Raw genomic sequence first — 24,130 nt, forward strand, 5'->3', positions numbered from 1 at the left:
CTATCCATTTAAAAACTAAATTTAAGAATATCCAGGTATGACTGGCAAAATAGTAGGGTTGCGGGTAGATAAATCAGCCCGGCCATATTTGTTTTGCTATTAATTGAAAATACCTCTTTCAATTTTCTGAAACCCATCTTGCATAACGCATTTTGTTTATGCTGACTCACGGTTTTCGCACTGCATCCCCGTTCTCTGGCAATGAGTTGAATCGTTTTTTCACCGCTAAGTTCAGCCAGTACCATTCGCTCCATTTGAGTCAACATAACGCCTTCATGGGTCAGACGATGTTTAGCATCAATGTGCTCATCGTCAACCTGTCCGGCAATAGATGGACTGAGGTAGAGACTCGATGAATCGAGGGTTATCGTTTTTTGCAGGCAGCTTAAAATATCTTGTTTGGTGATAATGATATTTACCCCAAAACTCCTCATCAGAATAACGGATGGAGTATGAGGGGAATCAACCACAACGACTGTCCTGATATCAGGATAAAATCGTTGTAGTTTATCAAGAAGATGCAGTGTTCTTGTCCAGATAGGATTATAAGAGACAAATACGATGTCAATATCGTCATTCATCGCCAGACGGTAGAAAAAATCATCCGAATGGCTGGTCGCACTAACAACGATGTCATTAATCTCTGCCCATTTTTCTACGGCATCAAGAAAATAACTGTTATTATCCAGAACCAGCGCGCGGCGCGTGGTGTGCGTCTGTTTCGATATGGTTGGCATCCCGTTCATTCCCTTTGCATCCCTGGCCATTGCAAAGATCAATGGCTCAAATACGAACCTTCCCGTTTTCACAGTTGGTTACGTTATCTCGCAAATCAACATTTCGTATGGATATATCCTACTTCAACTAAAGCATTAAGCAACATAATAGATCGTTAAATCGATAAAAACAGAATATTAATCTACCATCATTTAAGAATATTCCTATCACGTAATATATTATCTATTCGATAATAATAATTATGGGTTTTATGGTTACATTATAAGGTCAATCTTAAATGTGCTCTTCGTATATGAATTATTTTTTCTTAACTCAAATTTAACGCAAATAACCTATTTCTTTATTTTACCAGTATGATGAGTTCTGGTCTTAATGCGCATAAGAAGCATGATGCTGGTATATTAGTTTCATCATTAGGCAAATTTTTAGATGAATGATCTGTTTGGCTGTGTTTCTGAAAAATATGAAGTTGGCAAGTAGGCGGCTATCGACAGCGGAGAGTATGAAAGGGGGATACTCCGAAAAAACTGGATCAATTTCAGGATATACGCGTATATGTCAGCTGGGGATTATTAGCGTGGTCACTATTTTTTCAGCGCAATACGGCTAAATTAGCCGGCTCTGTCGCTATTTTCTTTTGCTCCAGAATGATGGACGGCAGGCTGACAATACCGTTACTTTAGTGCCAAAGAATAAGGCACCTGCCGCCCGGAACGTCAGAATACGATCCGTTAGCCCGGTGAAAGCACATCGATTAAGGTGGATTTTTCCTTTCCTGCCGCCCAGAATACCCCCAGACCGGCAGACGCCGGATAAAAATCCATATGCGCAGCGAGGGGACAAGTATGCAGCAAGGACCATTAACAGAAGAAGAGCTGGAGTGGCTGGACGATATCCTAACCAAATACGGTAACGATGAGTCGGTACTCGATGCCTCTGAACTGGACGGATTGTTCACCGCCATTCTCTCCGGCCCTACGCTGGTGGAGCCACAGGTGTGGTTGCCGCTGATCTGGGGTGGGGAAGAGCACGATCCTGACTGGGAAACCGAGGAGGAGTTCGAGCGGTTTATGGACCTGATCGCACAGCATATGAATGATATTGCCGACCGCCTGAATGAATATCCCGATCAGTTCGAACCGCTGTTTGGCACCCGTGAAGTGGAGGGCCAGGAGTTTACCGTGGTGGAAGAGTGGTGTTTCGGCTATATGAAAGGCGTGGCGCTGGGTGACTGGTCAAGGCTGCACCCGTCTTTGCATCCGGCGCTACAGGTTATTGCGCTGCATGGTAAGGAAGAGCACTTCGCCGAACTGGACACGTTTTCACCGGATGAATATGAGCAGAGCATTGCGGCTATACGCCCGGCGGCGTTAAGTCTGCATCAGAAAAGACAGCTGCATTAACTCACCTTATTCCCGCCACGCGTGCCGTTGCGTGGCGGTTGCATATCGCGGTTTACCACCCCACCACGGCACCGCCGTTAAAGATTTTTTCCGCCGCCGCTGCCACTTCTGGCGACTGATAAGCACGGATGAAGTCGTGCACGTTTGCCGCATCTTTGTTGTCGGCGCGCGTCACGATGATATTGACGTAGGGTGACTGCTTATCCTCAATAAACACGCTGTCGCGCACCGGATTCAGGCCGGTCTGCTGGATATAGGTGGTATTGATAATCGCGACCGTCACCTGGGCATCGTCAAGCGCACGCGGCAGCTGTGCCGCCTCTATTTCTATGATCTTCAGACGCCGTGGGTTAGCGGTGATGTCCAGTGCCGTTGGCAGTAGCCCGGTGTTGGGCTTCAGGGCGATCAGCTTTTCTTTGTTCAGCAGCAATAGCGCGCGCCCAAGGTTGGTCGGATCGTTAGGAATGGCGAGGGTATCACCGTCTTTCAGTTCGGAGATCCGTTTAATCTTTTTCGAGTAACCGGCTATCGGGAAGACAAAGGTATTGCCGACGGCAACCAGCGACGTGCCTTTCGCTTTATTATCCTGTTCGAGAAACGGGCGGTGCTGGAAGACGTTGGCATCAAGATCGCCGTGGGCGGTCGGCTCATTCGGCAGCAGCGACCCGCTGAAACCCACCAGTTCAACGTCCAGCCCGTATTTTTCTTTCGCCACTTTTTTTGCCACTTCCGCCACATCCTGCTCGGCACCGTTAATGACACCCACCTTAATCGCGTAGGCGTTCGCGTTTTTATTATCGCAGCCAGCCAGCAGGGAGCCCAGCATCAACAGCGCGGCGGTTACAGTATGATTCAGGGCAGGCTTCACGTTATTTATCCTTATATTCAGTCTGATAGCAGAATAATAAATAACCGTAACCAGCCCGCTGAGTCAATGACGCGGCTTATGCTAAAAAAGCGTGATTTATAAGCAGAAAAAGAAGAGGCGGGGTTAAGATTGGCTTTTATTGCGTTGCTCATGCCATTGCAGGATCTGCCCGGCAAGGTCATCTTCAAGCGTGTAAAGGTAGCAGGCAGGCACATCCAGCACCGCCGCAAGCCGGCATACCAGTTCAAAATCAGGAACGTGTATACCGCGCTCGTATTGATTCATTCGTGCGCTGGCGGTGGCTTCGTCAATTCCCGCTAAAACCCCAAGTTTCTGTTGGGAAAAGCCTTTTTTCAGGCGAGCTTCTTTCAAACGATGTGGCAGCATGTCAATCCTGACTTCTGAATAACTAACAGGATTCTCTTAGCTGCTCATGCAAATTGTACTAAGTAATACTTAGTGTTAACTTTTAAGGGTAGCAGGAGTTAAACGGACATAAATCTTAAGCAGAGGAAGGCATGAAAAAAAGAAGAGATATGCATCCGGCCGATATTCTGGCCGCGTTCAAAAAACGCAAGACGTCACTGGCGGCCCTGTCGCGTCAGGCAGGTCTGAATTCCGGTACGCTGGCGAATGCACTGAAAAGGCCGTGGCCAAAAGGGGAGTTTATTATTGCCGCCGCGCTGGGGGTTCATCCGGCAGCAATCTGGCCCAGCCGTTATTACGACAGCCGGGGACGGCTGCTGGCCCGTGAACAGCGCTTGCGCCGGTCACGGGTCACGGGCGATAAAGAGGAGAGCATGATCATACCGCCAGAAAGTAACGCTTAACGTCGCTTTCTGGCGGTGTTGTTCAGTTAGCCATAATGCTGGCGGCTAGCCGGGCGCTTCCGGAGGTATTGCCGATAAGCTCGGTTAACAGATTATTTGCCCCGTCGCTCATCGGCGTAAAGCGGGTTTCTGCCGACCGAGCGACAACAATAAACACCCCTACGCTGTACTGCGGCACCATTGCCATATAGGTGATAAAGCCGCCGCCGCCGCCGGTTTTCTCAATGATGCCAGGGCGGCCATCGTGCGGTCCCATATAGACCCAGCCCATCCCCAGCGCATCGGCCCGACCCGGCACATCCATACCGTCTACTTTGTTCAGCTGGTCACGCTGATAAATCATCGTTTGCAGGCGATCGGCCTGCGGGCTGCGGGTATGAACATCAGATGAGAGGAATTGCTGCATCCAGCGCCCCATATCATCCGGGGTGGAATAAACGCCGCCGCTGCCGATGGCCGCCAGGGCGTTATCGCAGGGGCTGGGGTTTTTGGCCGGGATGATCAGGCGGCCACACTGATCCGGTGAAGGGGTAAACGTGGTGTCTTTCATACCCAGCGGGCGCGTGATCTTCTCACGAAACAGGACGGGGTAGGGCTTACCGCCAGCTCTTGCCAGCGCATCCCCCAGCAGATCGAAAGCGAGATTAGAGTAACCGGCACGTTCACCGGGCGCCCATTTTAGCTGCGCGCTGTGCAGCCAGTTCCAGCGTTGGCTGTAGGTCGGCCAGGTAAATACCGCCCGGACGGCTTTCCCGCCGGGCTGTTCTCTTGGCAGGGCGCTGGTATGCGTAGCCAGATTAATCAGGCGGATAGGCTGCCCGTCATAGCTCGGCACCCGGCTGCCGGGAGGAGCATATTTGCTGAGCGGGTCGTCCAGCTGCAGACGCCCCTCTTCGGCCAGCTTCACCATCAGTTGGCTGGTCATCAGCTTGGTGAGTGACGCCACGCGGATAAGAGAATCTTTCTGTGGCGGCTGCTGGCTGCCGGGACGCATCGAACCGCGGCTGACGAACATCCGCTGATTGGCATCAATCGCGACTATCGCCATTGCGCTGGCTTTAGTGTTGTAAAAAATATTATCGGCGTAGCGCTCTACCGTCTTAGCTGCCAGCAGCGGGTCGGGAGCGGTTCGCGCATGCCCTGCCAGCGGCAGTGCCAGTACGGGAAGCAGCAAAAAAGCACAAAGCAAGGGTTTCAACGGGGGCCGCTCCTGTCAGTGAATCAATGGGCGATTCATAGTAGTTTTTTTGGCTTTAACTGCAAGTCTTTCCTGTGCATCCATCGAGCCGATCATGGCTGCGCGGTGACACGCAGGCTGACCAGACCAATGCCGAGTTTACGGGCGGCAAAGCCGTCCATTGTTCCCTCACTGGATCCGGTCGGCTGCGAAGGCGTGATGATAATACTGCGCGCCCGCGTTGGGTTATTAACCCGTAGCGTCAGGGTGGTGTCCTGCCCGGTAAAAGCCACCTGCTGTTGCCAGTTGCCAACGTTTATCGTTACCGGATGTTGGCTGTTATTACCCCAGGCGCGTGCGGTCATCGTTAGCGTGAAGGCCGCGGGCAGCGGCTCCGAGTACTGTATGTTGACATCCGGCTGCAGGTTAGCATCCGACCAGCGGCCCCAGGCTTCAGGGTGCGACAGGCCGGAGATTTTTTGCACCTGCTGCGGCATGCCGGGCAGATTAAATAAAATGGTGTCGGAGGAGTATTTCAGGTCGATATCGGCAATCCGCAGACGTGCCAGGCTGTGCTGGTAGCGATCGTCGCTCTGTTCGCCGCCCGTCGGGAAAGCGATCTTGCCCAGTGAGATGCCCGGCCGCACTGGCAAAATGGTCGGCTGCGCGTTGAGCGTGCCGTTAGCCACGCACAGACCGCTATTCAGCGCCAGCGCATCATCCCAGACACTGCCGATCTTAAAGCAACGGTCAATCCAGACGAACTTTTCGTTGGCGGAAAATCCCGCCAGCTGCTGCTTTAGCGGCGTTGCCAGCCAGGCATCCAGCTTGGGTTCGATCCTGTTCGGCATGACCGAAAGCAACAGCGGCAGTTTGAAATGCGCACCCGAGAAGCTGAAGGTATTTTTTGCCGTATCGACTGTGTAGTCTGAAATATTTTTTGGGAAGTTCCACAGTTTTATCACGTCCGGCTTCCACTCATTGATCTTCTCTTTGATATTGAGGTAGCTGGTGGAAAGCGAAGTGGATGACAGGCTGCTGCGTCCCAGGCCAATAAAGTTATCTCCGCCCAGCGCATCTAATACGGTTGCGCCGTTGTCCATGGTGTTACGTTTCACGTTGAGCACCCGGCCGTTGCCGTCATTATCCCCTCGCAGCATAAAAAACAGGTCGTGGCGGTCGTGTTGGTTAAGGGATTTCCATGCGGTGTTATTCATCGCAAGGTGGTCAGAACTGACCACGATCAGGGTATTTTTGAACCAGGGCGTGGCGCGGATCTTCTCAATAAGTCTGGCGATATGCTCCTGGCTACAGGCCACCGCGGCAAAGGATTTATTCTCTTTCCCCTCGAATGCGTATGAGTTGCGCTGACATCCGCGTGAGATAAATCCGTCCGGATGATGGGTATCCACCGTCAGAGCGAACAGTGAAAAGGGTTGCTCTTTTTGCGCCAGCTCGACGTATTTATCGAACACCTGTTCGAGCACCGTATCGTCATACCAGCCCCAGTCGTTACGATATTTTTCGTCCTTCACCGCATTTTTCAGCTCGCTGAAGCCATAAAGATGATCAAAGCCGTGAGAGGAGAGAAACAGATCCTTACCGGCAAAGCTCAGGCTGGAACCCTGATAGAAATAGTTCTGATAGCCTGAGGATTTGAGAATATCGCCCAGACAGATATTCTGCGGATAGAAGCTGGAAAGCGAGCTGGACGCGTTGCCATCAAACGGAGCGAACAGGGGAATGCCGCACTGTGAGGCGACCATGCCGGCAATGGTGTATTCGGTGCCGGGTAGTTGTTCGGTGTGACTGAAATCAAGCGCCTGGTCTTTTATTTTATTCAGTTCTGGGGCCAGATCGGGGAAAGCGTCTTGGTCAAAATACGTGCGTTCCAGGCTTTCCGCATAGATATACACCAGGTTAAGCCGCTCACCGCGCAGGGTTTTAGCGGGCACCCGGTAATGGCTGTAAAAATCAGAGTCGCCGTTATTCGTCTGCGACTTGATAAGTGCCGTCACCTGCTGGTAAGCCGGCGTGGTTTTAATTGAGGCCAGCGCCAGTATTAACGCCAGCATGCTGTAAAGAGGACTGTAATCGTGGCGTTTGCGCAGGCGCAAAACCCACGCCAGAAAGGCAAACAGCAGCGATAAAATCAGTATTAGCCCTGCGGCGGGCAGCACATACTTTTGCAGTCCGGCACCGCTCAAGCTGCTGGTGATGGTATAGATGACCGCGTCATTGATCCCCTCGCCGGTAAAATAGTTACTGGCCAACAAAGAAGCATTAAGCACAATATAGATGCCCAGCAATGACAACACCGCAATAAACCACAGCTTATGGCGTCCTGCCTTCCAGGCGTAAAGGAGGGCCGAAGTGAGAAACAACAGCAACGATAACCATTCTGAAACCATTAGGTTGAGTTTATCCTTTTTTGACGCAATCCCTGTCAGGTAGCTGCGAGGTAAGAAATGATGAGGAAATTTAACGCAGTAAATTATCCCAGACAACCCTACGTAGAAACAGGGAGTTAGATGGTTTTCACTGTAGAGTGGGTTTTGTTTATATTTGGTTTAACAAGCAATCGATCGGGGATGGACCCGCTACGGATAACCGCTTTGCCCCTGTGACGTGACAGTATCGTGCAGCCATCTGTACAGGCCAGGCAGACTGATGCCAGTCTCTTATAAACAGGATGACTCGAGCTGATGATGCAGTGAGACGTTTTCTTGGCACATGAGGTAGGCAGATGTCGTGTAGGCAGTTCCTTGTGCGAACCTTTTACCGAATAAAGTTCGGCTCACGTTGGTTTGGTTGTGTTAACAGGTTCATTATTTGACACACTTGCTTAATCTATTTTGACATAAATACAGATAAATTAGCTCTGTTACCGCTATTAAAGGGCAGCCAGCAGGATAGTATGCGTTGGCAATTCCTTTTTTGCTATTACACAGGGCTACGAAATGTTAACAAAAAAACATATTTTAACTCAGGCCATTGGTCTGGGGCTGGCTATTGGCAGTGCCTCCTTTGCGGCAAATGCAGAGATTACCGTTTTGAAACAGGATCCGCAGGCGGGCGATCCCTTAAGCCGCCTTAATTTTACCGTGGGTGGCAGTATCCGTCCGCAGTTTAATAATTTAACCGGCGATGGTGACAAGGGCTCCTACAAACGTAACGGTTTTGATGGCGGCAGCCGTCTGCGCTTTGCCGCTGATTACTATCTTTTTGATGATATCAGCTGGGTAAGCTACTACGAGTTGGGGATAGATCTTCCAACGCTGTTCGACTGGGATCACCATCATGCTGACGGGGCGAATAACACCACGCGCCGTATGCTGTATACCGGCCTGAAGAGCAAAACCTGGGGGCAGCTCACCTTCGGCCAGCAAAACAGCGTGTACTACGATGTGGTCGGGGCGAAAACCGATATCTGGGACTACGACATGCTGGGCCAGGCGCCGGGTAATGGCATTAAAGGCGACTACGATGGTTCATATCGTTCGCGCAAGATGCTGAAATATAAAAATACCTTCGGCGATGCTGATATTTACGCCTCGTACCTGTTTGCTGATAATGAATACCTGCCGGGCAATGGCCTGCGCTACAAGCGCCAGGGCGGCGGATCGCTGGGCGTGGATTATCATCTCTCCAAAGACCTGACCTGGGGCACCGCATGGAACTACACCAGGGCGGAAATGCGTAACCCCGGTAACGGGAATGAAAAATCATACGATCAGAACATTTTTGGTACGGCTCTGAGCTGGACCCCGGACAACTGGACCTTTACCTTCGGCGGCGGCTGGTACGATAACTTCCTTCCGAGCAAAAAAGTCGATGTTAATCACTACTTCTCTGGTGATGCCTGGGGGATTGAATACCTCGCCGGATATACCGTTGCGGTCAATCAATATGGCCTGAAGTCTGTGATGCCGTACGTGATGGGTGACCGTATGCAGTATGTCACCGGGCGTGACTACCAGCGTATTGATAACGGTGTGGGCGTCACCTTCAAGCTGGATTACGGCTTCCGTGTTGACTATGAACACGTCTTTACTTCCAGTACCGACAACTTGGGTGATATGAACCTGGTACGTCTGCGTTACGACTTCTAAGTTCGTCCCGTTCCCCGGCACCCGTCCGGGGAACGCCTGTCTTTGTCCGCTGGCCTTTTTCAGCCTGATTTCATACATTGTTACCGCAGGCGCTCGACGCCATCTGAATATGCAGGTTTGGGGCTCCCAGTGCCTGCTGTCTAAGAGAGACGGATACATGGAAGCACACGGCATCACCGATATTATTCAGCCGGGTCTGCGGGTGTTGTTCTGCGGCATCAATCCCGGAAAGTCCTCCGCTCATACCGGCTTCCATTTTGCTCATCCCGGCAACCGCTTCTGGAAAACCATTTTCCAGGCGGGATTCACCCAAACCCAGTTAAAGCCCGAACAGGAGCAGCAGCTGCTGGAAACCGGTTGCGGTATCACCATGCTGGTGGAACGGCCAACGGTGCTGGCCAGTGAACTGGGTGGCAGCGAACTGCGTAGCGGGGGTCAGGTGCTGATGGATAAGATAGAACGCTTCCAGCCTTTGGCACTGGCCGTGCTGGGCAAGCAGGCTTATCAACAGGCCTTTCGCCGCACTAAGGTGGAGTGGGGCAGGCAGCCGGTGACCATTGGCGGAACGCAAATCTGGGTGCTGCCGAACCCCAGTGGGTTGAACCGTGCCTCCCAACAGGAAATGACCGAAGCCTACTCGCAGCTGTATCGGTCGCTGGGTGGGCTGGTGGATTAATCAAAGCGGCGTGGCCGTGATAAAATCTCAGCAAAAAAATGGCCCCTTGCGGTGAGCGAAGGGGCCATTTTATATCGCAGAATATTGATTAATCGTCGAGGAAGCTGCGCAGAACTTCGGAGCGGCTTGGATGACGCAGTTTACGCAGCGCCTTCGCTTCGATCTGACGGATACGCTCACGCGTAACGTCAAACTGTTTGCCCACTTCTTCCAGCGTGTGGTCAGTATTCATATCAATACCAAAACGCATACGCAGCACTTTCGCCTCACGCGCGGTCAGACCAGCGAGTACGTCATGGGTAGCTGAACGCAGGCTTTCTGAAGTGGCCGAGTCCAGCGGCAGCTCCAGCGTGGTATCTTCGATAAAATCACCAAGGTGTGAATCTTCATCATCACCAATTGGCGTCTCCATAGAGATCGGCTCTTTGGCAATTTTCAGCACTTTGCGAATTTTATCTTCCGGCATCAGCATACGTTCCGCCAGTTCTTCCGGCGTTGGCTCACGGCCCATCTCCTGCAACATCTGGCGCGAGATACGATTGAGCTTATTAATCGTCTCAATCATATGTACCGGAATACGGATGGTTCGCGCCTGGTCAGCGATAGAGCGGGTAATAGCCTGACGTATCCACCAGGTCGCATAAGTTGAGAACTTATAACCACGGCGGTATTCAAACTTATCTACCGCTTTCATCAGGCCAATGTTACCTTCCTGAATAAGATCAAGGAACTGCAGGCCGCGGTTGGTGTATTTCTTGGCGATAGAGATAACCAGACGCAGGTTTGCCTCAACCATCTCTTTCTTCGCGCGGCGCGCTTTGGCTTCGCCAATGGACATGCGACGGTTGATGTCCTTCACCTGTTCGATGGTCAGGCCGGTTTCTTCTTCAATCTGCTGTAGCTTTTGCAGACCGCGCGTCACGTCTTCTGAAACATCGTTCAGCTTCTCTGACCACGGTTTGTTCATTGCCAGCGCGGCTTTGAACCAGGTTTCATTGGTTTCATTACCGGTAAACAGGGTGATGAAGTTTTTCTTCGGCATTTTGCACAGCTCAACACACAGCTTCATGATAAGACGTTCTTGAGTACGAACGCGATCCATCATGACGCGCATGCTGTTTACCAGAAAATCGAACTGCTTCGGTACCAGGCGGAACTGTTTAAATACGTCGGACAGGTTCTGGATCTCTACGATAGCGTCAGCGTGGCTGCGGCTTTTCGCTTTGATCACCGTACGGGTGGTCTCGTACTGGATGCGCAGATCGCTGAACTTCTCACGCGCCAGTTCAGGGTCGATGCTGTTGTCATCATCCGAACTGTCGTCATCGGACTCTTCATCTTCGTCGTCATCCTCACGCTCTTCCGCAGACAGTTCTGAACCCACGTGCGTGGCGGTTGGCGCAATATCTTCTTCGGCGTTAGGGTCGACAAAGCCTGTGATCAGGTCGGACAGGCGGGCTTCACCTGCTTCAACACGATCGTACTGTTCAAGCAGATAGTTTATCGCTTCCGGGTATTCGGCAACGGAGCACTGAACCTGGTTGATACCGTCTTCGATGCGTTTGGCGATATCGATCTCACCTTCACGCGTCAACAGTTCAACCGTACCCATTTCGCGCATATACATACGCACCGGGTCGGTTGTACGCCCTATTTCAGACTCTACGCTGGACAGCACCTGAGCAGCGGCTTCAGCAGCATCTTCATCAGTATCACTGCTGTTTTCGTTCAGCATCAGATCGTCGGCATCAGGCGCTTCTTCCACGACCTGGATGCCCATGTCGTTAATCATCTGGATGATGTCTTCGATCTGATCGGAGTCGACGATATCTTCCGGCAGATGGTCATTGACCTCGGCATAGGTCAGATAGCCTTGCTCCTTACCACGGGTGACAAGTAGCTTAAGCTGTGACTGCGGGTTTTGCTCCATAAGACGGTGTCCACACTTCTGTTAAATTAGATTGGTGTCGGTCGGCTAACGTGCCAACAATAACAGTGAGGGCGTTGAGATTATTGCCGCTGCCCGTCGATGCGGCTGTCAGGATTGACCTGACGCTTATTCGGCACTTAAGCCGCTGTGTTCTGTGTCGAAGCTATCTTAAAGACTGATAACGCTTCTTAATTCTATTTGTAAGTAGGGTGATAACAAAAAGGGTTCACCCTTCTACTGTTTTTTTAGCGCCTGGCTCAATGTCCAGAACTCGCGGCGCTCCTCCGCGCTCAGTACGTGAGTGCGGTCGCGGGCGATCAGCTCTTCCAGCCTGCGCTCAAGCGCATTGTCGTACATGCTGGCCAGCGCATCCTGAAACATGGTTTCCACTTCGTCATCTACGATCATGTGGTTCCATGTTGCCAGGGTTTCAAGGCTCTGGCTAAATTTTGTGCCGCGATATAACTCTAGTAGCTGTCCGGTCGTCAGGCCAGGATGAGCAGCGCAAGTGCTCACTAACTCAACAAACAGCGAAAAGCCGGGCGTTTCTGACTGTGCTAATCCATCCAGAGACGGCACCATCGCCGCCAACTGCGGATTTTGCACCAGCAGCCCAATAAGTATACGCATAGTTGTGCGTTTTAGCTGGGGCTGTGCCGCAGCTTTCGCACTTTCCGCTTTCTCCGGCAGGAGCTTTTCCAGCTGAATGTGATCGGGGATACCCAGCTTATCGCCCAGCACCTGACGCAAATAGATGCGCAGGGTCTCTCCCGGCACCTGGCGAAGCAGGGGCAGTGCCAGCGTTGCCAGCTGGGCACGGCCGTCAGGAGTACTCAAGTCTACCTGAGGCAACAGGGTGTCGTATAAGAAGGTCGAGAGCGGCATCGCCTGCTCCATGCGTTTTTCAAACGCGTCCTTACCTTCTTTGCGCACCAGCGTGTCCGGATCTTCGCCGTCAGGCAGAAACATAAAGCGTAGCTGACGACCGTCATTCATGTAAGGTAAAGCGGTTTCCAGCGCACGCCATGCGGCTTCACGCCCCGCCCTGTCACCGTCATAGCAGCAAATAACCGTATCCGTAGAGCGGAACAGCAGCTGGATATGCTCCGCCGTGGTGGAGGTTCCCAGAGACGCCACGGCATAATCCACGCCAAACTGCGCTAGCGCCACCACATCCATATAGCCCTCGACCACCAGCAGCCTGGCGGGTTCAGGATGATTTTTTAGCGCTTCATACAGGCCGTATAGCTGGCGGCCCTTATGGAATATGTCGGTTTCCGGCGAGTTAAGGTATTTCGGCATGCCGTCACCCAGCACCCGTCCACCAAAACCAATGACGCGCCCGCGCTTATCGTGGATGGGAAACATGACTCGTTCACGGAAGCGGTCGTAACTGCGTCCCTGGTCATTCGTGACCAACATACCGGCATCGATCAGCGACTGGCGATCGTCGGGATTGCTGCCAAAACGTTTTAGCGCGTTGTCCCAGCCGGCAGGGGCGAAGCCGATAGAAAAATGCTTAATGACCTCGTCACTTAGCCCACGCTGCGCCAGATAGTCGCGGGCGCCTGCTGACTGGCCATGATCCAGCGACTGCTGATAAAAATCACGTAGGCCAGTCATCAGCTGGTAGAGACTTTGACGCTGGTGGCGTTCCAGCTGGCTGGGGCCGCTACCGCTTTCATACGGTATTTCCAGGCCATACAAGGTCGCCAACTCTTCAATACTTTCGACAAATTCCAGACGATCGTAATTCATCAGGAAGTCGATGGCGTTACCGTGCGCGCCGCAGCCGAAGCAGTGATAAAACTGCTTTTCGCCATTGACGGTGAAAGAAGGGGTTTTCTCGTTATGAAAAGGACAGCACGCGTGATAGTTTTTCCCCTGCTTTTTCAGCTTAACGCGCGCATCGATAAGATCCACGATGTCCGTGCGAGCCAGCAAGTCATTGATAAATACACGCGGAATGCGTCCTGCCATAAATCCCCTTCATCTTTCAGCGTCTGGCGGTGTTGGCTGCCTTCGTTCACCCCGGTCACTTACTTTTGTAAGCTCCCGCGGATTCGCTCAGTTGCCGCCTTGCCAGTCACTGAAAGCTATTGGGGATTGCCCTTCATCTTTCAGCGTCTGGCGGCGTTGGCTGCCTTCGTTATCCGTTGCTTCCAACTGTTTATGGTTCATAAACGGCAACAAGCCGCGCATTCCTTTCGGAAGCACGGCCTGATAACTACTAACTTGTCTGTGAAGCGTGAAGGCGAACCTTCAGGATATTAGTACAGACGAGTGCGGCGTGCGTTTTCGCGAGCCAGTTTCTTCGCGTGGCGTTTAACTGCAGACGCTTTAGCGCGCTTGCGTTCAGTAGTCGGTTTTTCATAGAACTCACGACGACGAACTTCAGCCAGAACGCCTGCTTTCTCACAAGAACGCTTGAAGCGACGCAGTGCTACGTCGAATGGCTCGTTTTCACGTACTTTAATTACCGGCATGTAACTCTCACCTCGATAAATTCGGTTTTGCTGCTGGCATCGGTGCCAGCTCATTTCAAAATGGTGCGGAATTTTACTCCAACACAGGCTGCGTTGTAAAGCACCATAGCATTATGTCACCAACAGATGCGCCTGTGCGGCTGCCGGTTTTTTTCAGGGAGCTGATTATACACGAATCACACACTTCTGGTGTGAAAAAAAACGCCTTATTGTACAAGGCGTAACCATCGCATGGGGAAATTTGCCGCTCGGCAGGGCGCCTTCATGCTACACTGCGCGCCGCAAGAATGAGGTGAAAAAAAGCCATGCGTGTTCTCGGAATTGAAACATCCTGCGATGAAACCGGTGTTGCCATTTATGACGATGCTGCCGGTTTGCTCGCCAATCAACTTTACAGCCAGGTCAAACTCCATGCCGATTACGGTGGCGTGGTGCCGGAACTGGCCTCGCGTGACCATGTGCGTAAGACCGTGCCGCTTATTCAGGCGGCGCTACAGGAAGCCGGGTTGCAGGCACAGGATATTGATGCGGTAGCCTATACGGCTGGGCCGGGGCTGGTCGGTGCTCTGTTGGTGGGGGCCACCATCGGCCGATCGTTGGCGTTTGCCTGGGATGTGCCGGCTATTGCCGTACATCATATGGAAGGGCATCTGCTTGCACCGATGCTGGAAGATAATCCACCGGAATTCCCGTTCGTTGCGCTGCTGGTTTCCGGCGGTCATACGCAGCTCATTAGCGTGACCGGCATTGGGTCATATACCCTGATGGGGGAGTCCATTGACGATGCGGCCGGCGAAGCGTTTGATAAAACGGCCAAACTGCTTGGGCTGGACTACCCCGGCGGGCCGATGCTGTCAAAAATGGCGCAGCAAGGGGTGGAAAAACGCTTTGTTTTCCCACGACCTATGACCGATCGGCCCGGTTTGGACTTCAGTTTTTCCGGGCTGAAAACGTTCGCCGCCAACACCATTCGTGACAATGACGATAGCAGCCAAACGCATGCGGATATCGCCCGTGCCTTTGAAGATGCCGTGGTGGATACCTTGGCGATAAAGTGTCGAAGGGCGCTGGATCAGAGCGGTTTCAAGCGGCTGGTGATTGCCGGTGGCGTCAGCGCTAACCGTACGCTGCGCGCTAAGCTGGCCGAAATGATGCAGAAACGCGGAGGAGAAGTGTTTTATGCCCGCCCGGAGTTCTGCACCGACAACGGGGCGATGATTGCTTATGCTGGAATGGTGCGCCTGAAAGGCGGTACGCACGCTGAACTTAGCGTCACCGTGCGGCCTCGCTGGCCACTGGCCGAACTGCCCGCCATCTGAATCGATGGGTCAGGTCTTTCCTGGCCCTTTCCGCCTGTCCTTTTTCTTCCAGACCCGGGTTTCCTGTCCACGCCACAGGCGCTGAATGTTGTCATGATGACGCAACAGGATCAGGCAGGAGAGCATCGCCACCGGGAAGGTAAACTGCGGTTTGAACCACCAGACGTAAAAGGGGGCGATCAGCGCGCTCACTATCGCGCCCAGCGAGGAGTAGCCGCTTAGCAGGACGGTGAGCAGCCAGGTTCCCGTCATCAAACCGGTCAGATCCCAGCCGATCGGCGCAATCGCTCCCAGCGCTGTAGCAACGCCTTTACCGCCTTTGAAATGGAAAAATACCGGGTAGATGTGGCCGAGGCAGGCGGCAATCGCGGTTAATCCAAGGTAAAAAGGCGTCGCTCCAAGGTGATAAGCCAGCCAGACCGGCAGCATTCCCTTGAGCACGTCAAAAACCAGTACCGTGGCCGCCACCCCTCTGCCACCGATGCGCAGTACGTTAGTGGCGCCCGGATTTCCTGAGCCGTGGTGGCGAGGGTCAGGTAATTTGAACAGTCGACAAACCAGGATCGCACTGGAAAGGGAACCACACAGATACGCGAAAAGGATCATGCCAAGCGCGAATACACTCATAACACCGTTCCATCTTGTTGGGGTCGTTTTGTTGACAGCATCTGTGGATAATACGCATAAACTGCCGGGGATGATATCCGGTGACCACAAAAACAGAGAGCCGTATCATGGATATTGTATTTATTGATCAACTGTCCGTTATCACCACCATTGGCGTTTACGACTGGGAGCAGACCATTCAGCAGAAGCTGGTGTTCGATGTCGAAATGGCATGGGACAACCGCAAAGCCGCCGTCAGCGACGATGTGAACGACTGCCTGAGCTATGCCGATGTGGCTGAAGCGATCGTTGAACATGTCAGTCAGGGTAAATTCGCCCTGGTTGAGCGCGTTGCGGAGGAGGTGGCAACCCTGCTACTGGCCCGATTCGCCTCACCGTGGGTGCGGATCAAGCTGAGTAAACCAGGCGCGGTAGCGCAGGCTCGCCAGGTCGGGGTGGTTATCGAACGCGGGACTATTCCGAAATAAATCCAATGTGATTGCCATCACAATGAAACCCAATCACATTATCCTCTGTCCTAAGGTTGCCTAATAATTGGCGGGCACAATTTGGCGGTAGCGTAAGCGACCGCCTTTTTCATGTTTTTAACAGGGGTAGATTTGATGACAGACATTCATCAACTGTGGATAGCGGCAATACTTGGCCTTGTAGAGGGGCTGACGGAATTTCTTCCCGTCTCCTCCACCGGACATATGATCCTTGTCGGTCACCTGCTGGGGTTCGAGGGCAATAAGGCTGAGACTTTTGAGGTGGTGATCCAGCTCGGCTCAATTCTTGCCGTTGTGGTGATGTTCTGGCGTCGTCTGTTTGGTCTGATCGGCATTCACTTTGGTGAGGTTCCACACGAAGGGAGCGGACAGGGCAGACTGACGTTAATTCATATCCTGCTGGGCATGGTGCCAGCGGTGGTGATTGGCCTGCTGCTGCATGATCAGATCAAAACGCTGTTTAATCCGGTCAACGTGATGTATGCGCTGGTGGTCGGCGGCGTGCTGCTGATTGCGGCAGAGCTACTGAAGCCCAAACGGCCGAAATCGCCTGGCGTGGACGATATCACTTATCGCCAGGCCTTTATGATCGGTTGCTTCCAGTGTCTGGCACTGTGGCCGGGTTTCTCGCGTTCCGGTGCTACCATATCGGGCGGGATGCTGGTGGGCGTCAGCCGTTATGCGGCTTCGGAGTTCTCATTCCTGCTCGCGGTACCGATGATGATAGGCGCAACCGGGCTGGACCTCTATAAAAGCATGGGTTTCCTGTCGATGGCCGATTTCCCCATGTTTGCCGTTGGGTTTGTCACGGCCTTTATCGTGGCGCTGATTGCGATTAAGAGCTTCCTGCACATCATCAAACGCATCTCGTTTATACCGTTTGCTATCTACCGCTTTATTGTGGCAGCCGCGGTCTACGCCCTGTTCGTGCTGTAAGTCGCGCGGCCTCCGGGGCGATGGCGTTGGCCGGTCGCCCCAGAGTCTGACGCGTAGTCAGCAGAAAAAGTCTATTACTGAACCTGTTTCCAGGCATCCAGCGCGGCAATTCTGCGGCGCGTCAGCTCCTCGCGTACCGCCATGCCTTTGAATCCTGCATCCACGACCTCTTTTGTTGAGACGCTTTGCACGACTCGCCAGGCCTCGCGCAGATAATCACCCTGTGGGTAAGGATTATTTTCAAAGCCGGTGCGCCCACGGGCGTCTGCTTCACTGGTCAATGCAATCTGCTGCACGCGCTGCGGTTTGCGCCAGGCATCCACACGGTCGAATAGCGCAACCAGCTCAGTCGGGGGCTGGCACTGAATGGTATGCACCAGGTCATGAAATTCGGTCACCAGCAGCGCCAGGTCACGCAGCGCATTTGGCACGCGCAAACGTTCGCATAAGGCGGCAACCAGAGGCACTCCTGCCGGGCCATGTCCGTGATGACTCGGCCATTTTACCTTTGGCGTCAGGGCTTTACCTACATCGTGGAACAGGGTGGCGAAGCGAATGTCTATCTCCTGGCTGAGCCGGGCCGCCATCGCCAGCGCCATCAGGGCATGCACCCCGGTGTCGATCTCCGGATGCCATTTGGCCGGTGCGGGAACGCCGTACAGGTTATCCAGCTCTGGAAAGAGCACCGCCAGTGCGCCACAGTCACGCAGCACCTGAAAAAATACCTGTGGGCTGGGCGTTTGCAGGGCGAGTTCTGTCTCTTTCCATACCCGTTCCGGGGTTAGATGATGCAGCTCTCCGCTGTGCGTCATGGCCTGCATCAGTAGCAGGGTTTCGTCAGCGATACGGAAGTTAAGATGGGCAAAACGAGCGGCAAAACGCGCCACGCGCAGCACGCGCAGCGGATCCTCATTAAAAGCGCCGGAAACATGGCGCAGCAGGCGCTGCTGTAAATCGGCACGGCCACCGTAAGGATCGCAGTAATTGCCGCCGGCATCCTGGGCAATGGCATTAATGGTCAGGTCGCGGCGCGCCAGATCCTGTTCAAGGGTGACGTCCGGCGCGGAATAGCAGGTGAATCCGGTGTAGCCCCGGCCTGATTTGCGTTCGGTGCGCGCCAGCGCATACTCCTCGTGACTTTCCGGGTGCAGAAATACCGGGAAGTCGCGGCCAACCTGCTGATAACCCCGATCGAGCATCTGTTGGGGAGACGCCCCCACCACGACCCAGTCTTTATCTTTCACCGGCAAATTTAACAGTCCGTCGCGCACCGCGCCGCCGACAAGGTATGTTTTCACTGAGCATCTCCAGAAAGCAAATCATCGAAATGAACCGATGATGGATCGTCGCACTATACCATTCGTGTTGCTGAAATGATAAATCGCAGACACGGGAAAAAGGGCATCCGCAGATACCCTGAAAGTGCGCCAGTGGCTTAATTCATCCAGCGGTTGTTCTGTTTCCTGCGCGGGATCATTCGTGGCAGCAGCAACCCCAGCAGCAGGCCAACGCCAGCGACCCCACCACCATACATAAACCACTGCATAATGATGGTGCGTTGCTTATCGTCAAGCTGGACATTAGCGGCATCGACCTTTTTCCTGGCCACCACCAGTTGATTTTTCAGCTGCTGGTTCTCGGCCTTCAGGCTATTGATCGCATCGTCACTACCGGCAACTTTTTTCTGCATGTCTGCCGTGCGTTGATTCCAGCTGCCGTCAATGTTTGCCAGCTTGGCGGAAAGGTCTTTCACCTGTTGTTCCAGCTGCGGCACACGGGTACGCAGGCTGGGTATCTCGCTCAGTTGGGCCAGTGGCAGCCAGGTGGTACGCCCCTGCTTATCGCGGATCTGACCGTATTTGGTGTTGTCATTTGTCTGCAATAATTCAACTTCTTCGCCAGCGTTTAAGGTTCCCACCAGGCGGTAATCATTGCCGGGGCCGCTGCGCGTCCAGGTGGAAAGGTCATCGGAAATATAGCGTTTTTCATCGGCATGCACGTTCGCTGCCACGCTGAAAGCGAATAAAGTCAGGCTAATAAGATGAGTCTTTTTCATTCGAACTCTTTTTGATATCAGTACTGGAAAAATTCATGGCACAGTCTGGAGCGGCCTCACAAAAATCTGAATGAGAACTGTCCTGATCTCATTCTGTTGAGAAGACGCGTGCGAATGCGTAATTTAAGCAGAGACAGCCCCGTCTTTTGTGCATTACTCTTTGCGGCAATATCAGACCCGATCTACCGCAAGACAAAAGCGGACGTAATCTGACACTCTGACCGTGCCCCTAACGACGTAAATAAGACACTATGACCATTGAAATCGAATTAAAGTTCATTGCTTTGCCAAACGCAGCGACAAAAATAGCGGCCAAACTGGCTGCCTGGCCTCATAAGCATACGCCGGGACAGAAGTTAACCAATACTTACTTCGAAACGGACGATAAACAGCTGCGTCATTGGGATATGGGGCTGCGCATTCGAGGTTTCGGTGACAGCTATGAGATGACGCTAAAAACCGCAGGGCAGACTATCGGCGGGCTGCACCAGCGGCCGGAATATAATGTGGCGTTAGAGCAACCCGAACTGGATATCCGGCAGTTACCGGGTGAAGTGTGGCCCGCCGGTACGGATGTTGCCGCGTTACAGACGCGACTTAGTGCCTTGTTCAGTACTCACTTTGTGCGTGAAAAGTGGGTGGTCACTTATCTGCAAAGCGAGATCGAGGTTGCTTTCGACAGAGGGGAAGTCAGTGCAGGTGACCTGAGTGAGCCCCTTATGGAGATTGAGCTTGAGTTAAAAAGCGGCCAGCGAGACGATCTGCTGGCCTTTGCCAACGAGCTGGCGACAATTGACGGCTTACGCCTCGGCAGCTTGAGTAAAGCCGCGCGCGGCTACGCGCTGGCACAGGGCAATCCGCCACGGCCCCTGCGCCAGCTCCTCCTGTTGAAGGTCAGGCCGAAGGCCACGGTAGAAGAGGGCATGAAGGCGGCCTTTCTGCATGCGCTTAACCAGTGGCAGTATCATGAGGAGTTATGGTTAAGGGGCAATGCCAACGCACGACGTGAAATAAAAGATGCGCTGGAAACTCTGCGTCAGGCCTTTTCACTTTACGGCGCGCTGGTTCCTCGCAAGGCCAGCAGCGATCTGCGCCAGAAACTGACATTGCTGGAAGAAGCCATGCTGGATAAAGGCGTCTCGGCCGAAACGCTGTGCTTCAGTGCACTCTGGCTGCAAACCCAGTTAGCGCTTACCAACTGGCTTGCTACCGCCGGCTGGCGAGAGTTTGTCGACAGCAAGGCTGACGCTAAACTGCAAGGCTCATTTAAACGCTTTAGCGATATTATGCTGGGCCGCATTGCTGCTGACCTGAAAGAGACCTTCTCCCAGGTGAATCACGCGGGTGAATATCAGGACAAACTGGCGCGTCTTCATCGCCAGCTGCTGGCAGTTCATCTGTTGGCGGGAGCTTATGATGCGGCCGCGGTCAATAGCTGGGTCCAGAGCTGGCAGCAGCTGGGCCAGGCGATTGACGGGCAGCAGGATATCTGGCTCGATGCCCATCTTCGTCAGGCGCTGAAACAGCCTGCATTCTGGAAAAACGGCAGTCTGTAATTTTTCAGTCGTGGAATTCTGAAGGGAGCGTTGACCTTATGGTGCCATCATTAACTCAGCCTTTACCCGTGCTGCTGGCTGACCAGGTTACCCGGCTAGACCCGCTGTTTAACGGCGCGTCTTGCCGGCAGCAGGCGGTGCTGGTTTTTAGTGACTTTATCCGCACCAGCCTGATCCAGTTCCCCGCCTGGTGGCAGCAGCTGCTTGAGCAACCGCCCCAGCCGGATGAATGGCAGCACTATCGGCAATGGTTGCAAACTCAGCTTGCTGCCGCTCAGGATGAAAATGCGCTGATGCGCGAGCTGCGCCGGTTCCGCCGCCACATGTTGACGCGTATTGCCTGGATGCAAACCCTGGCAGAAAGCACCACTGAACAGACCCTGCGCCAGTTGAGCGAGCTGGCGGAAACGCTGATTGTCGGCGCTCGCGACTGGTTGTGGCGTGCCTGCTGTGTCGAGCTTGGCACCCCGATGAATGCTGCCGGAGAGCCACAGCCTTTGCTGATCCTCGGTATGGGAAAGCTGGGCGGCGTCGAGCTGAACTTCTCCTCTGATATCGACCTGATCTTTACCTGGCCGGAAAATGGCACCACGCAGGGAGGGCGGCGCGAGCTGGATAATGCCCAGTTCTTTACCCGCCTGGGCCAGCGCCTGATAAAAGTGCTGAACCAGGCGACCGCAGACGGCTTCGTTTACCGTGTCGATATGCGTCTGCGCCCCTTTGGTGATAGCGGTCCGCTGGTGTTGAGTTTTGCCGCGCTGGAAGATTACTACCAGGAGCAGGGGCGAGACTGGGAACGCTACGCCATGGTCAAAGCGCGTCTGATGGGGGATAGCGGTGACCGCTGGAGCGAAGAGCTGCGTCAGCTGCTGCGGCCGTTTGTTTTCCGCCGTTACATTGATTTCAGCGTTATTCAGTCGCTGCGTAATATGAAAGGGATGATTGCCCGCGAAGTCCGGCGGCGAGGGCTGACGAATAACATCAAGCTCGGTGCGGGCGGTATTCGTGAAACGGAATTTATCGTGCAGGTCTTTCAGCTGATCCGCGGCGGGCGTGAGCGATCCCTCCAGCAGCGTTCTCTGTTGCCTGCTCTGTCTGCCATTGATGAGCTGCATCTGTTACCGTCAGAACAGCCAGAGCAGCTGCGTGTTGCCTATCTGTTTCTGCGCCGGCTGGAAAATTTACTGCAAAGCATCAACGATGAGCAAACCCAAACCCTGCCCGATAGCGAATTGGATCGTACGCGCCTCGCCTGGGCGATGGGATGTGGCGACTGGGCGACATTACACGCCCGGCTCGATCGGCATATGGCAACGGTGCGCAGCATCTTCAACGAACTGATCGGCGATGATAGCGCCGATGGTGGCGATAACCGTGACGCAGGGGAATATGGCGTACTGTGGCAGGATCGGCTGGAAGAGGTGGAGCTGGAGCCGCTGGTGCCTCATCTGGCCAGTGATGCCCGACAACAGCTGCTGTGCGTCATTAACGATTTCCGCCAGGATCTTGATAAACGCACGATTGGCCCACGCGGGCGGCAGGCGCTGGATCAGCTGATGCCACGGCTGCTGGGTGAAGTGCTGCCGCGTGATGATGCGCCGGTAACGCTGATGCGCCTGACTCCGCTGCTGCTGGGCGTGGTGACGCGTTCAACCTACCTGGAACTGCTGAGTGAATACCACGGTGCGCTTCAGCACCTGATTCGCCTGTGTGCCGCCTCGCCAAAGGTTGCCAGCCAGCTGGCGCGCTATCCGCTGCTGCTTGATGAGCTGCTCGACCCGGCTACGCTGTATCATCCCACCGCCACCGATGCCTATCGTGACGAACTGCGTCAGTATCTGCTGCGTATTCCGGAAGAGGATGAAGAACAGCAGCTGGAGGCGTTGCGCCAGTTTAAACAGGCACAGCATCTGCGTATTGCCGCTGCTGATATCGCCAAAACGCTACCGGTCATGAAGGTCAGCGATCATCTGACCTGGCTGGCGGAGGCGATAACTGAATCCGTGGTGCAGCAGGCGTGGAATATGATGATCCAGCGCTATGGCCGCCCTTCACATCTCGCTGACGACAGCGATCGCGGTTTTGCCGTGGTTGGCTACGGTAAGTTGGGGGGGTGGGAGCTGGGCTACAGTTCCGACCTCGATCTGGTGTTTCTCCACGACTGCCCGGCCGATGCTGTGACCCTGGGGGATCGCAGTATAGACGGTCGTCAGTTCTATCTGCGCCTTGCACAGCGCGTGATGCACTTATTCAGTACCCGCACCTCCTCGGGCATTCTTTACGAGGTGGATGCCCGCCTGCGTCCATCCGGAGCGGCGGGAATGTTGGTCAGCACTTTTGATGCTTTCGATGAGTACCAGCGAAACGATGCCTGGACATGGGAGCATCAGGCGCTGGTACGTGCCCGTATCGTGTACGGCGATAGCGCGTTGGGCGAGCGTTTTGCACACATTCGTCGCGGCATTCTGGCACGCCCACGTGACGATAAAAAATTGCAAACGGAAGTGCGCGAGATGCGTGAGAAAATGCGTACCCATCTCGGCAACAAGCACAAAGATCGGTGGGATATCAAAGCCGATGCGGGCGGCATCGTCGATATTGAATTTATTACACAATATCTGGTTTTACGTTACGCCTCACAGGTGCCGGAACTGACGCGCTGGTCTGACAACGTGCGCATTCTTGAGCTTCTGGCGCGCAGCGGTAAAATGGCGTCAGCTCAGGCTGAAGCGCTGACGAATGCCTATGTGACTTTGCGCGATGCGCTTCATCACCTTGCTTTGCAGGAGTTGCCCGGGCACGTCGCGGTTGATGCTTTCGCGCAGGAGAAAGCCGAGGTGAAAGCCTGCTGGCAGGCGTGGTTAAGTACCTGATCACCGATCGCACGCGATGGTTAGCCAGCTGAACAATTATGCTATCATCGCGCGC

The 24,130-nt window shown here is 53.7% G+C and carries 20 protein-coding genes; 9 read left to right on the plus strand and 11 right to left on the minus strand.

Features of this window, described 5'->3' with window-relative positions:
* Positions 1 to 8: 8 nt before the first annotated feature.
* Positions 9 to 767, minus strand: a complete 759-nt coding sequence (locus ETA_RS03155) for a LuxR C-terminal-related transcriptional regulator (RefSeq protein WP_042958578.1) — start codon at positions 765 to 767, stop codon at positions 9 to 11.
* Positions 768 to 1,583: 816 nt separating this feature from the next.
* Between ETA_RS03155 and ETA_RS03160 the strand changes: the two genes are divergently transcribed.
* Positions 1,584 to 2,141, plus strand: coding sequence for a YecA/YgfB family protein (locus ETA_RS03160; protein ID WP_012440165.1), 558 nt, complete (start codon positions 1,584 to 1,586; stop codon positions 2,139 to 2,141).
* A 52-nt stretch (positions 2,142 to 2,193) separates the two neighbouring features.
* Here the strand turns inward: ETA_RS03160 and ETA_RS03165 are convergent, their stop codons facing one another.
* Positions 2,194 to 2,967, minus strand: a complete 774-nt coding sequence (locus ETA_RS03165; protein ID WP_049778774.1) for a MetQ/NlpA family lipoprotein — start codon at positions 2,965 to 2,967, stop codon at positions 2,194 to 2,196.
* A gap of 165 nt (positions 2,968 to 3,132) precedes the next feature.
* Positions 3,133 to 3,396 carry a helix-turn-helix transcriptional regulator gene (locus ETA_RS03170; RefSeq protein WP_012440167.1) on the minus strand — a complete coding sequence of 88 codons (264 nt, stop codon included), beginning with the start codon at positions 3,394 to 3,396 and terminating at the stop codon, positions 3,133 to 3,135.
* 131 nt (positions 3,397 to 3,527) lie between these two features.
* Here ETA_RS03170 and ETA_RS03175 point away from each other — a divergent pair, with 131 nt between their 5' ends.
* A complete protein-coding gene (locus ETA_RS03175; RefSeq protein WP_012440168.1) occupies positions 3,528 to 3,839 on the plus strand; it encodes a helix-turn-helix domain-containing protein in 312 nt (103 codons plus the stop codon).
* A 22-nt stretch (positions 3,840 to 3,861) separates the two neighbouring features.
* Here ETA_RS03175 and ampH read toward each other — a convergent pair whose 3' ends face one another.
* A complete protein-coding gene (ampH, locus tag ETA_RS03180) occupies positions 3,862 to 5,037 on the minus strand; it encodes a D-alanyl-D-alanine-carboxypeptidase/endopeptidase AmpH (protein WP_012440169.1) in 1,176 nt (391 codons plus the stop codon).
* A gap of 92 nt (positions 5,038 to 5,129) precedes the next feature.
* Positions 5,130 to 7,427 carry a phosphatidylglycerol--membrane-oligosaccharide glycerophosphotransferase gene (gene opgB, locus ETA_RS03185; RefSeq protein ID WP_012440170.1) on the minus strand — a complete coding sequence of 766 codons (2,298 nt, stop codon included), beginning with the start codon at positions 7,425 to 7,427 and terminating at the stop codon, positions 5,130 to 5,132.
* Positions 7,428 to 7,976: 549 nt separating this feature from the next.
* Between opgB and ETA_RS03190 the strand changes: the two genes are divergently transcribed.
* Positions 7,977 to 9,128 (plus strand): porin, encoded by a 1,152-nt coding sequence (locus ETA_RS03190; protein WP_012440171.1) that lies wholly within the window; start codon positions 7,977 to 7,979, stop codon positions 9,126 to 9,128.
* Between the two features lie 157 nt (positions 9,129 to 9,285).
* A complete protein-coding gene (gene mug, locus ETA_RS03195) occupies positions 9,286 to 9,804 on the plus strand; it encodes a G/U mismatch-specific DNA glycosylase (protein ID WP_012440172.1) in 519 nt (172 codons plus the stop codon).
* Positions 9,805 to 9,892: 88 nt separating this feature from the next.
* On the opposite strand, the gene rpoD is transcribed toward mug, so the two are convergent.
* The 3 genes from rpoD to rpsU all read right to left on the minus strand — a co-directional run bounded on the left by rpoD (position 9,893) and on the right by rpsU (position 14,220).
* Positions 9,893 to 11,734: an RNA polymerase sigma factor RpoD gene (gene rpoD / locus ETA_RS03200; RefSeq protein ID WP_012440173.1), complete on the minus strand. Its 1,842-nt coding sequence runs from the start codon at positions 11,732 to 11,734 to the stop codon at positions 9,893 to 9,895.
* Between the two features lie 234 nt (positions 11,735 to 11,968).
* Positions 11,969 to 13,714: a DNA primase gene (dnaG, locus tag ETA_RS03205; RefSeq protein WP_012440174.1), complete on the minus strand. Its 1,746-nt coding sequence runs from the start codon at positions 13,712 to 13,714 to the stop codon at positions 11,969 to 11,971.
* A gap of 290 nt (positions 13,715 to 14,004) precedes the next feature.
* Complete coding sequence (rpsU, locus tag ETA_RS03210) at positions 14,005 to 14,220, minus strand: 30S ribosomal protein S21 (protein WP_001144069.1); 216 nt, start codon at positions 14,218 to 14,220, stop codon at positions 14,005 to 14,007.
* A gap of 305 nt (positions 14,221 to 14,525) precedes the next feature.
* Between rpsU and tsaD the strand changes: the two genes are divergently transcribed.
* Positions 14,526 to 15,539, plus strand: a complete 1,014-nt coding sequence (gene tsaD, locus ETA_RS03215) for a tRNA (adenosine(37)-N6)-threonylcarbamoyltransferase complex transferase subunit TsaD (RefSeq protein ID WP_012440175.1) — start codon at positions 14,526 to 14,528, stop codon at positions 15,537 to 15,539.
* 9 nt (positions 15,540 to 15,548) lie between these two features.
* Here the strand turns inward: tsaD and plsY are convergent, their stop codons facing one another.
* Complete coding sequence (plsY, locus tag ETA_RS03220) at positions 15,549 to 16,166, minus strand: glycerol-3-phosphate 1-O-acyltransferase PlsY (RefSeq protein WP_012440176.1); 618 nt, start codon at positions 16,164 to 16,166, stop codon at positions 15,549 to 15,551.
* Positions 16,167 to 16,273: 107 nt separating this feature from the next.
* Between plsY and folB the strand changes: the two genes are divergently transcribed.
* Positions 16,274 to 16,633 (plus strand): bifunctional dihydroneopterin aldolase/7,8-dihydroneopterin epimerase, encoded by a 360-nt coding sequence (folB, locus tag ETA_RS03225; RefSeq protein ID WP_012440177.1) that lies wholly within the window; start codon positions 16,274 to 16,276, stop codon positions 16,631 to 16,633.
* A 135-nt stretch (positions 16,634 to 16,768) separates the two neighbouring features.
* On the plus strand, positions 16,769 to 17,590 hold the full coding sequence (gene bacA, locus ETA_RS03230) for an undecaprenyl-diphosphate phosphatase (RefSeq protein WP_012440178.1): 822 nt from the start codon (positions 16,769 to 16,771) through the stop codon (positions 17,588 to 17,590).
* A gap of 74 nt (positions 17,591 to 17,664) precedes the next feature.
* On the opposite strand, the gene ETA_RS03235 is transcribed toward bacA, so the two are convergent.
* Positions 17,665 to 18,888, minus strand: a complete 1,224-nt coding sequence (locus ETA_RS03235) for a multifunctional CCA addition/repair protein (protein WP_012440179.1) — start codon at positions 18,886 to 18,888, stop codon at positions 17,665 to 17,667.
* Positions 18,889 to 19,025: 137 nt separating this feature from the next.
* A complete protein-coding gene (locus ETA_RS03240; RefSeq protein WP_012440180.1) occupies positions 19,026 to 19,646 on the minus strand; it encodes a TIGR04211 family SH3 domain-containing protein in 621 nt (206 codons plus the stop codon).
* 251 nt (positions 19,647 to 19,897) lie between these two features.
* Here ETA_RS03240 and ETA_RS03245 point away from each other — a divergent pair, with 251 nt between their 5' ends.
* Both ETA_RS03245 and glnE read left to right on the plus strand, forming a co-directional pair.
* On the plus strand, positions 19,898 to 21,202 hold the full coding sequence (locus ETA_RS03245; protein ID WP_012440181.1) for a CYTH domain-containing protein: 1,305 nt from the start codon (positions 19,898 to 19,900) through the stop codon (positions 21,200 to 21,202).
* 38 nt (positions 21,203 to 21,240) lie between these two features.
* Entirely contained in the window at positions 21,241 to 24,075 is a 2,835-nt protein-coding gene (gene glnE, locus ETA_RS03250; RefSeq protein WP_012440182.1) for a bifunctional [glutamate--ammonia ligase]-adenylyl-L-tyrosine phosphorylase/[glutamate--ammonia-ligase] adenylyltransferase, read from the plus strand.
* Positions 24,076 to 24,130 lie beyond the last annotated feature (55 nt).

It is taken from the genome of Erwinia tasmaniensis Et1/99, from assembly GCF_000026185.1.
In the GTDB taxonomy this organism is placed as follows: Bacteria; Pseudomonadota; Gammaproteobacteria; order Enterobacterales; family Enterobacteriaceae; genus Erwinia; species Erwinia tasmaniensis.

What these genes read in the sequence shown, in the direction of transcription:
- dnaG (WP_012440174.1), bottom strand. Translation starts at nt 13,714, where the DNA reads ATGGCAGGACGCATTCCGCGTGTATTTATCAATGACTTGCTGGCTCGC.
- ETA_RS03160 (WP_012440165.1), top strand. Translation starts at nt 1,584, where the DNA reads ATGCAGCAAGGACCATTAACAGAAGAAGAGCTGGAGTGGCTGGACGAT.
- opgB (WP_012440170.1), bottom strand. Translation starts at nt 7,427, where the DNA reads ATGGTTTCAGAATGGTTATCGTTGCTGTTGTTTCTCACTTCGGCCCTC.
- bacA (WP_012440178.1), top strand. Translation starts at nt 16,769, where the DNA reads ATGACAGACATTCATCAACTGTGGATAGCGGCAATACTTGGCCTTGTA.
- glnE (WP_012440182.1), top strand. Translation starts at nt 21,241, where the DNA reads ATGGTGCCATCATTAACTCAGCCTTTACCCGTGCTGCTGGCTGACCAG.
- ETA_RS03190 (WP_012440171.1), top strand. Translation starts at nt 7,977, where the DNA reads ATGTTAACAAAAAAACATATTTTAACTCAGGCCATTGGTCTGGGGCTG.
- plsY (WP_012440176.1), bottom strand. Translation starts at nt 16,166, where the DNA reads ATGAGTGTATTCGCGCTTGGCATGATCCTTTTCGCGTATCTGTGTGGT.
- rpoD (WP_012440173.1), bottom strand. Translation starts at nt 11,734, where the DNA reads ATGGAGCAAAACCCGCAGTCACAGCTTAAGCTACTTGTCACCCGTGGT.
- ETA_RS03170 (WP_012440167.1), bottom strand. Translation starts at nt 3,396, where the DNA reads ATGCTGCCACATCGTTTGAAAGAAGCTCGCCTGAAAAAAGGCTTTTCC.
- mug (WP_012440172.1), top strand. Translation starts at nt 9,286, where the DNA reads ATGGAAGCACACGGCATCACCGATATTATTCAGCCGGGTCTGCGGGTG.
- rpsU (WP_001144069.1), bottom strand. Translation starts at nt 14,220, where the DNA reads ATGCCGGTAATTAAAGTACGTGAAAACGAGCCATTCGACGTAGCACTG.
- ETA_RS03175 (WP_012440168.1), top strand. Translation starts at nt 3,528, where the DNA reads ATGAAAAAAAGAAGAGATATGCATCCGGCCGATATTCTGGCCGCGTTC.
- tsaD (WP_012440175.1), top strand. Translation starts at nt 14,526, where the DNA reads ATGCGTGTTCTCGGAATTGAAACATCCTGCGATGAAACCGGTGTTGCC.
- ETA_RS03240 (WP_012440180.1), bottom strand. Translation starts at nt 19,646, where the DNA reads ATGAAAAAGACTCATCTTATTAGCCTGACTTTATTCGCTTTCAGCGTG.
- ETA_RS03165 (WP_049778774.1), bottom strand. Translation starts at nt 2,967, where the DNA reads ATGCTGGGCTCCCTGCTGGCTGGCTGCGATAATAAAAACGCGAACGCC.
- folB (WP_012440177.1), top strand. Translation starts at nt 16,274, where the DNA reads ATGGATATTGTATTTATTGATCAACTGTCCGTTATCACCACCATTGGC.
- ETA_RS03245 (WP_012440181.1), top strand. Translation starts at nt 19,898, where the DNA reads ATGACCATTGAAATCGAATTAAAGTTCATTGCTTTGCCAAACGCAGCG.
- ETA_RS03155 (WP_042958578.1), bottom strand. Translation starts at nt 767, where the DNA reads ATGGCCAGGGATGCAAAGGGAATGAACGGGATGCCAACCATATCGAAA.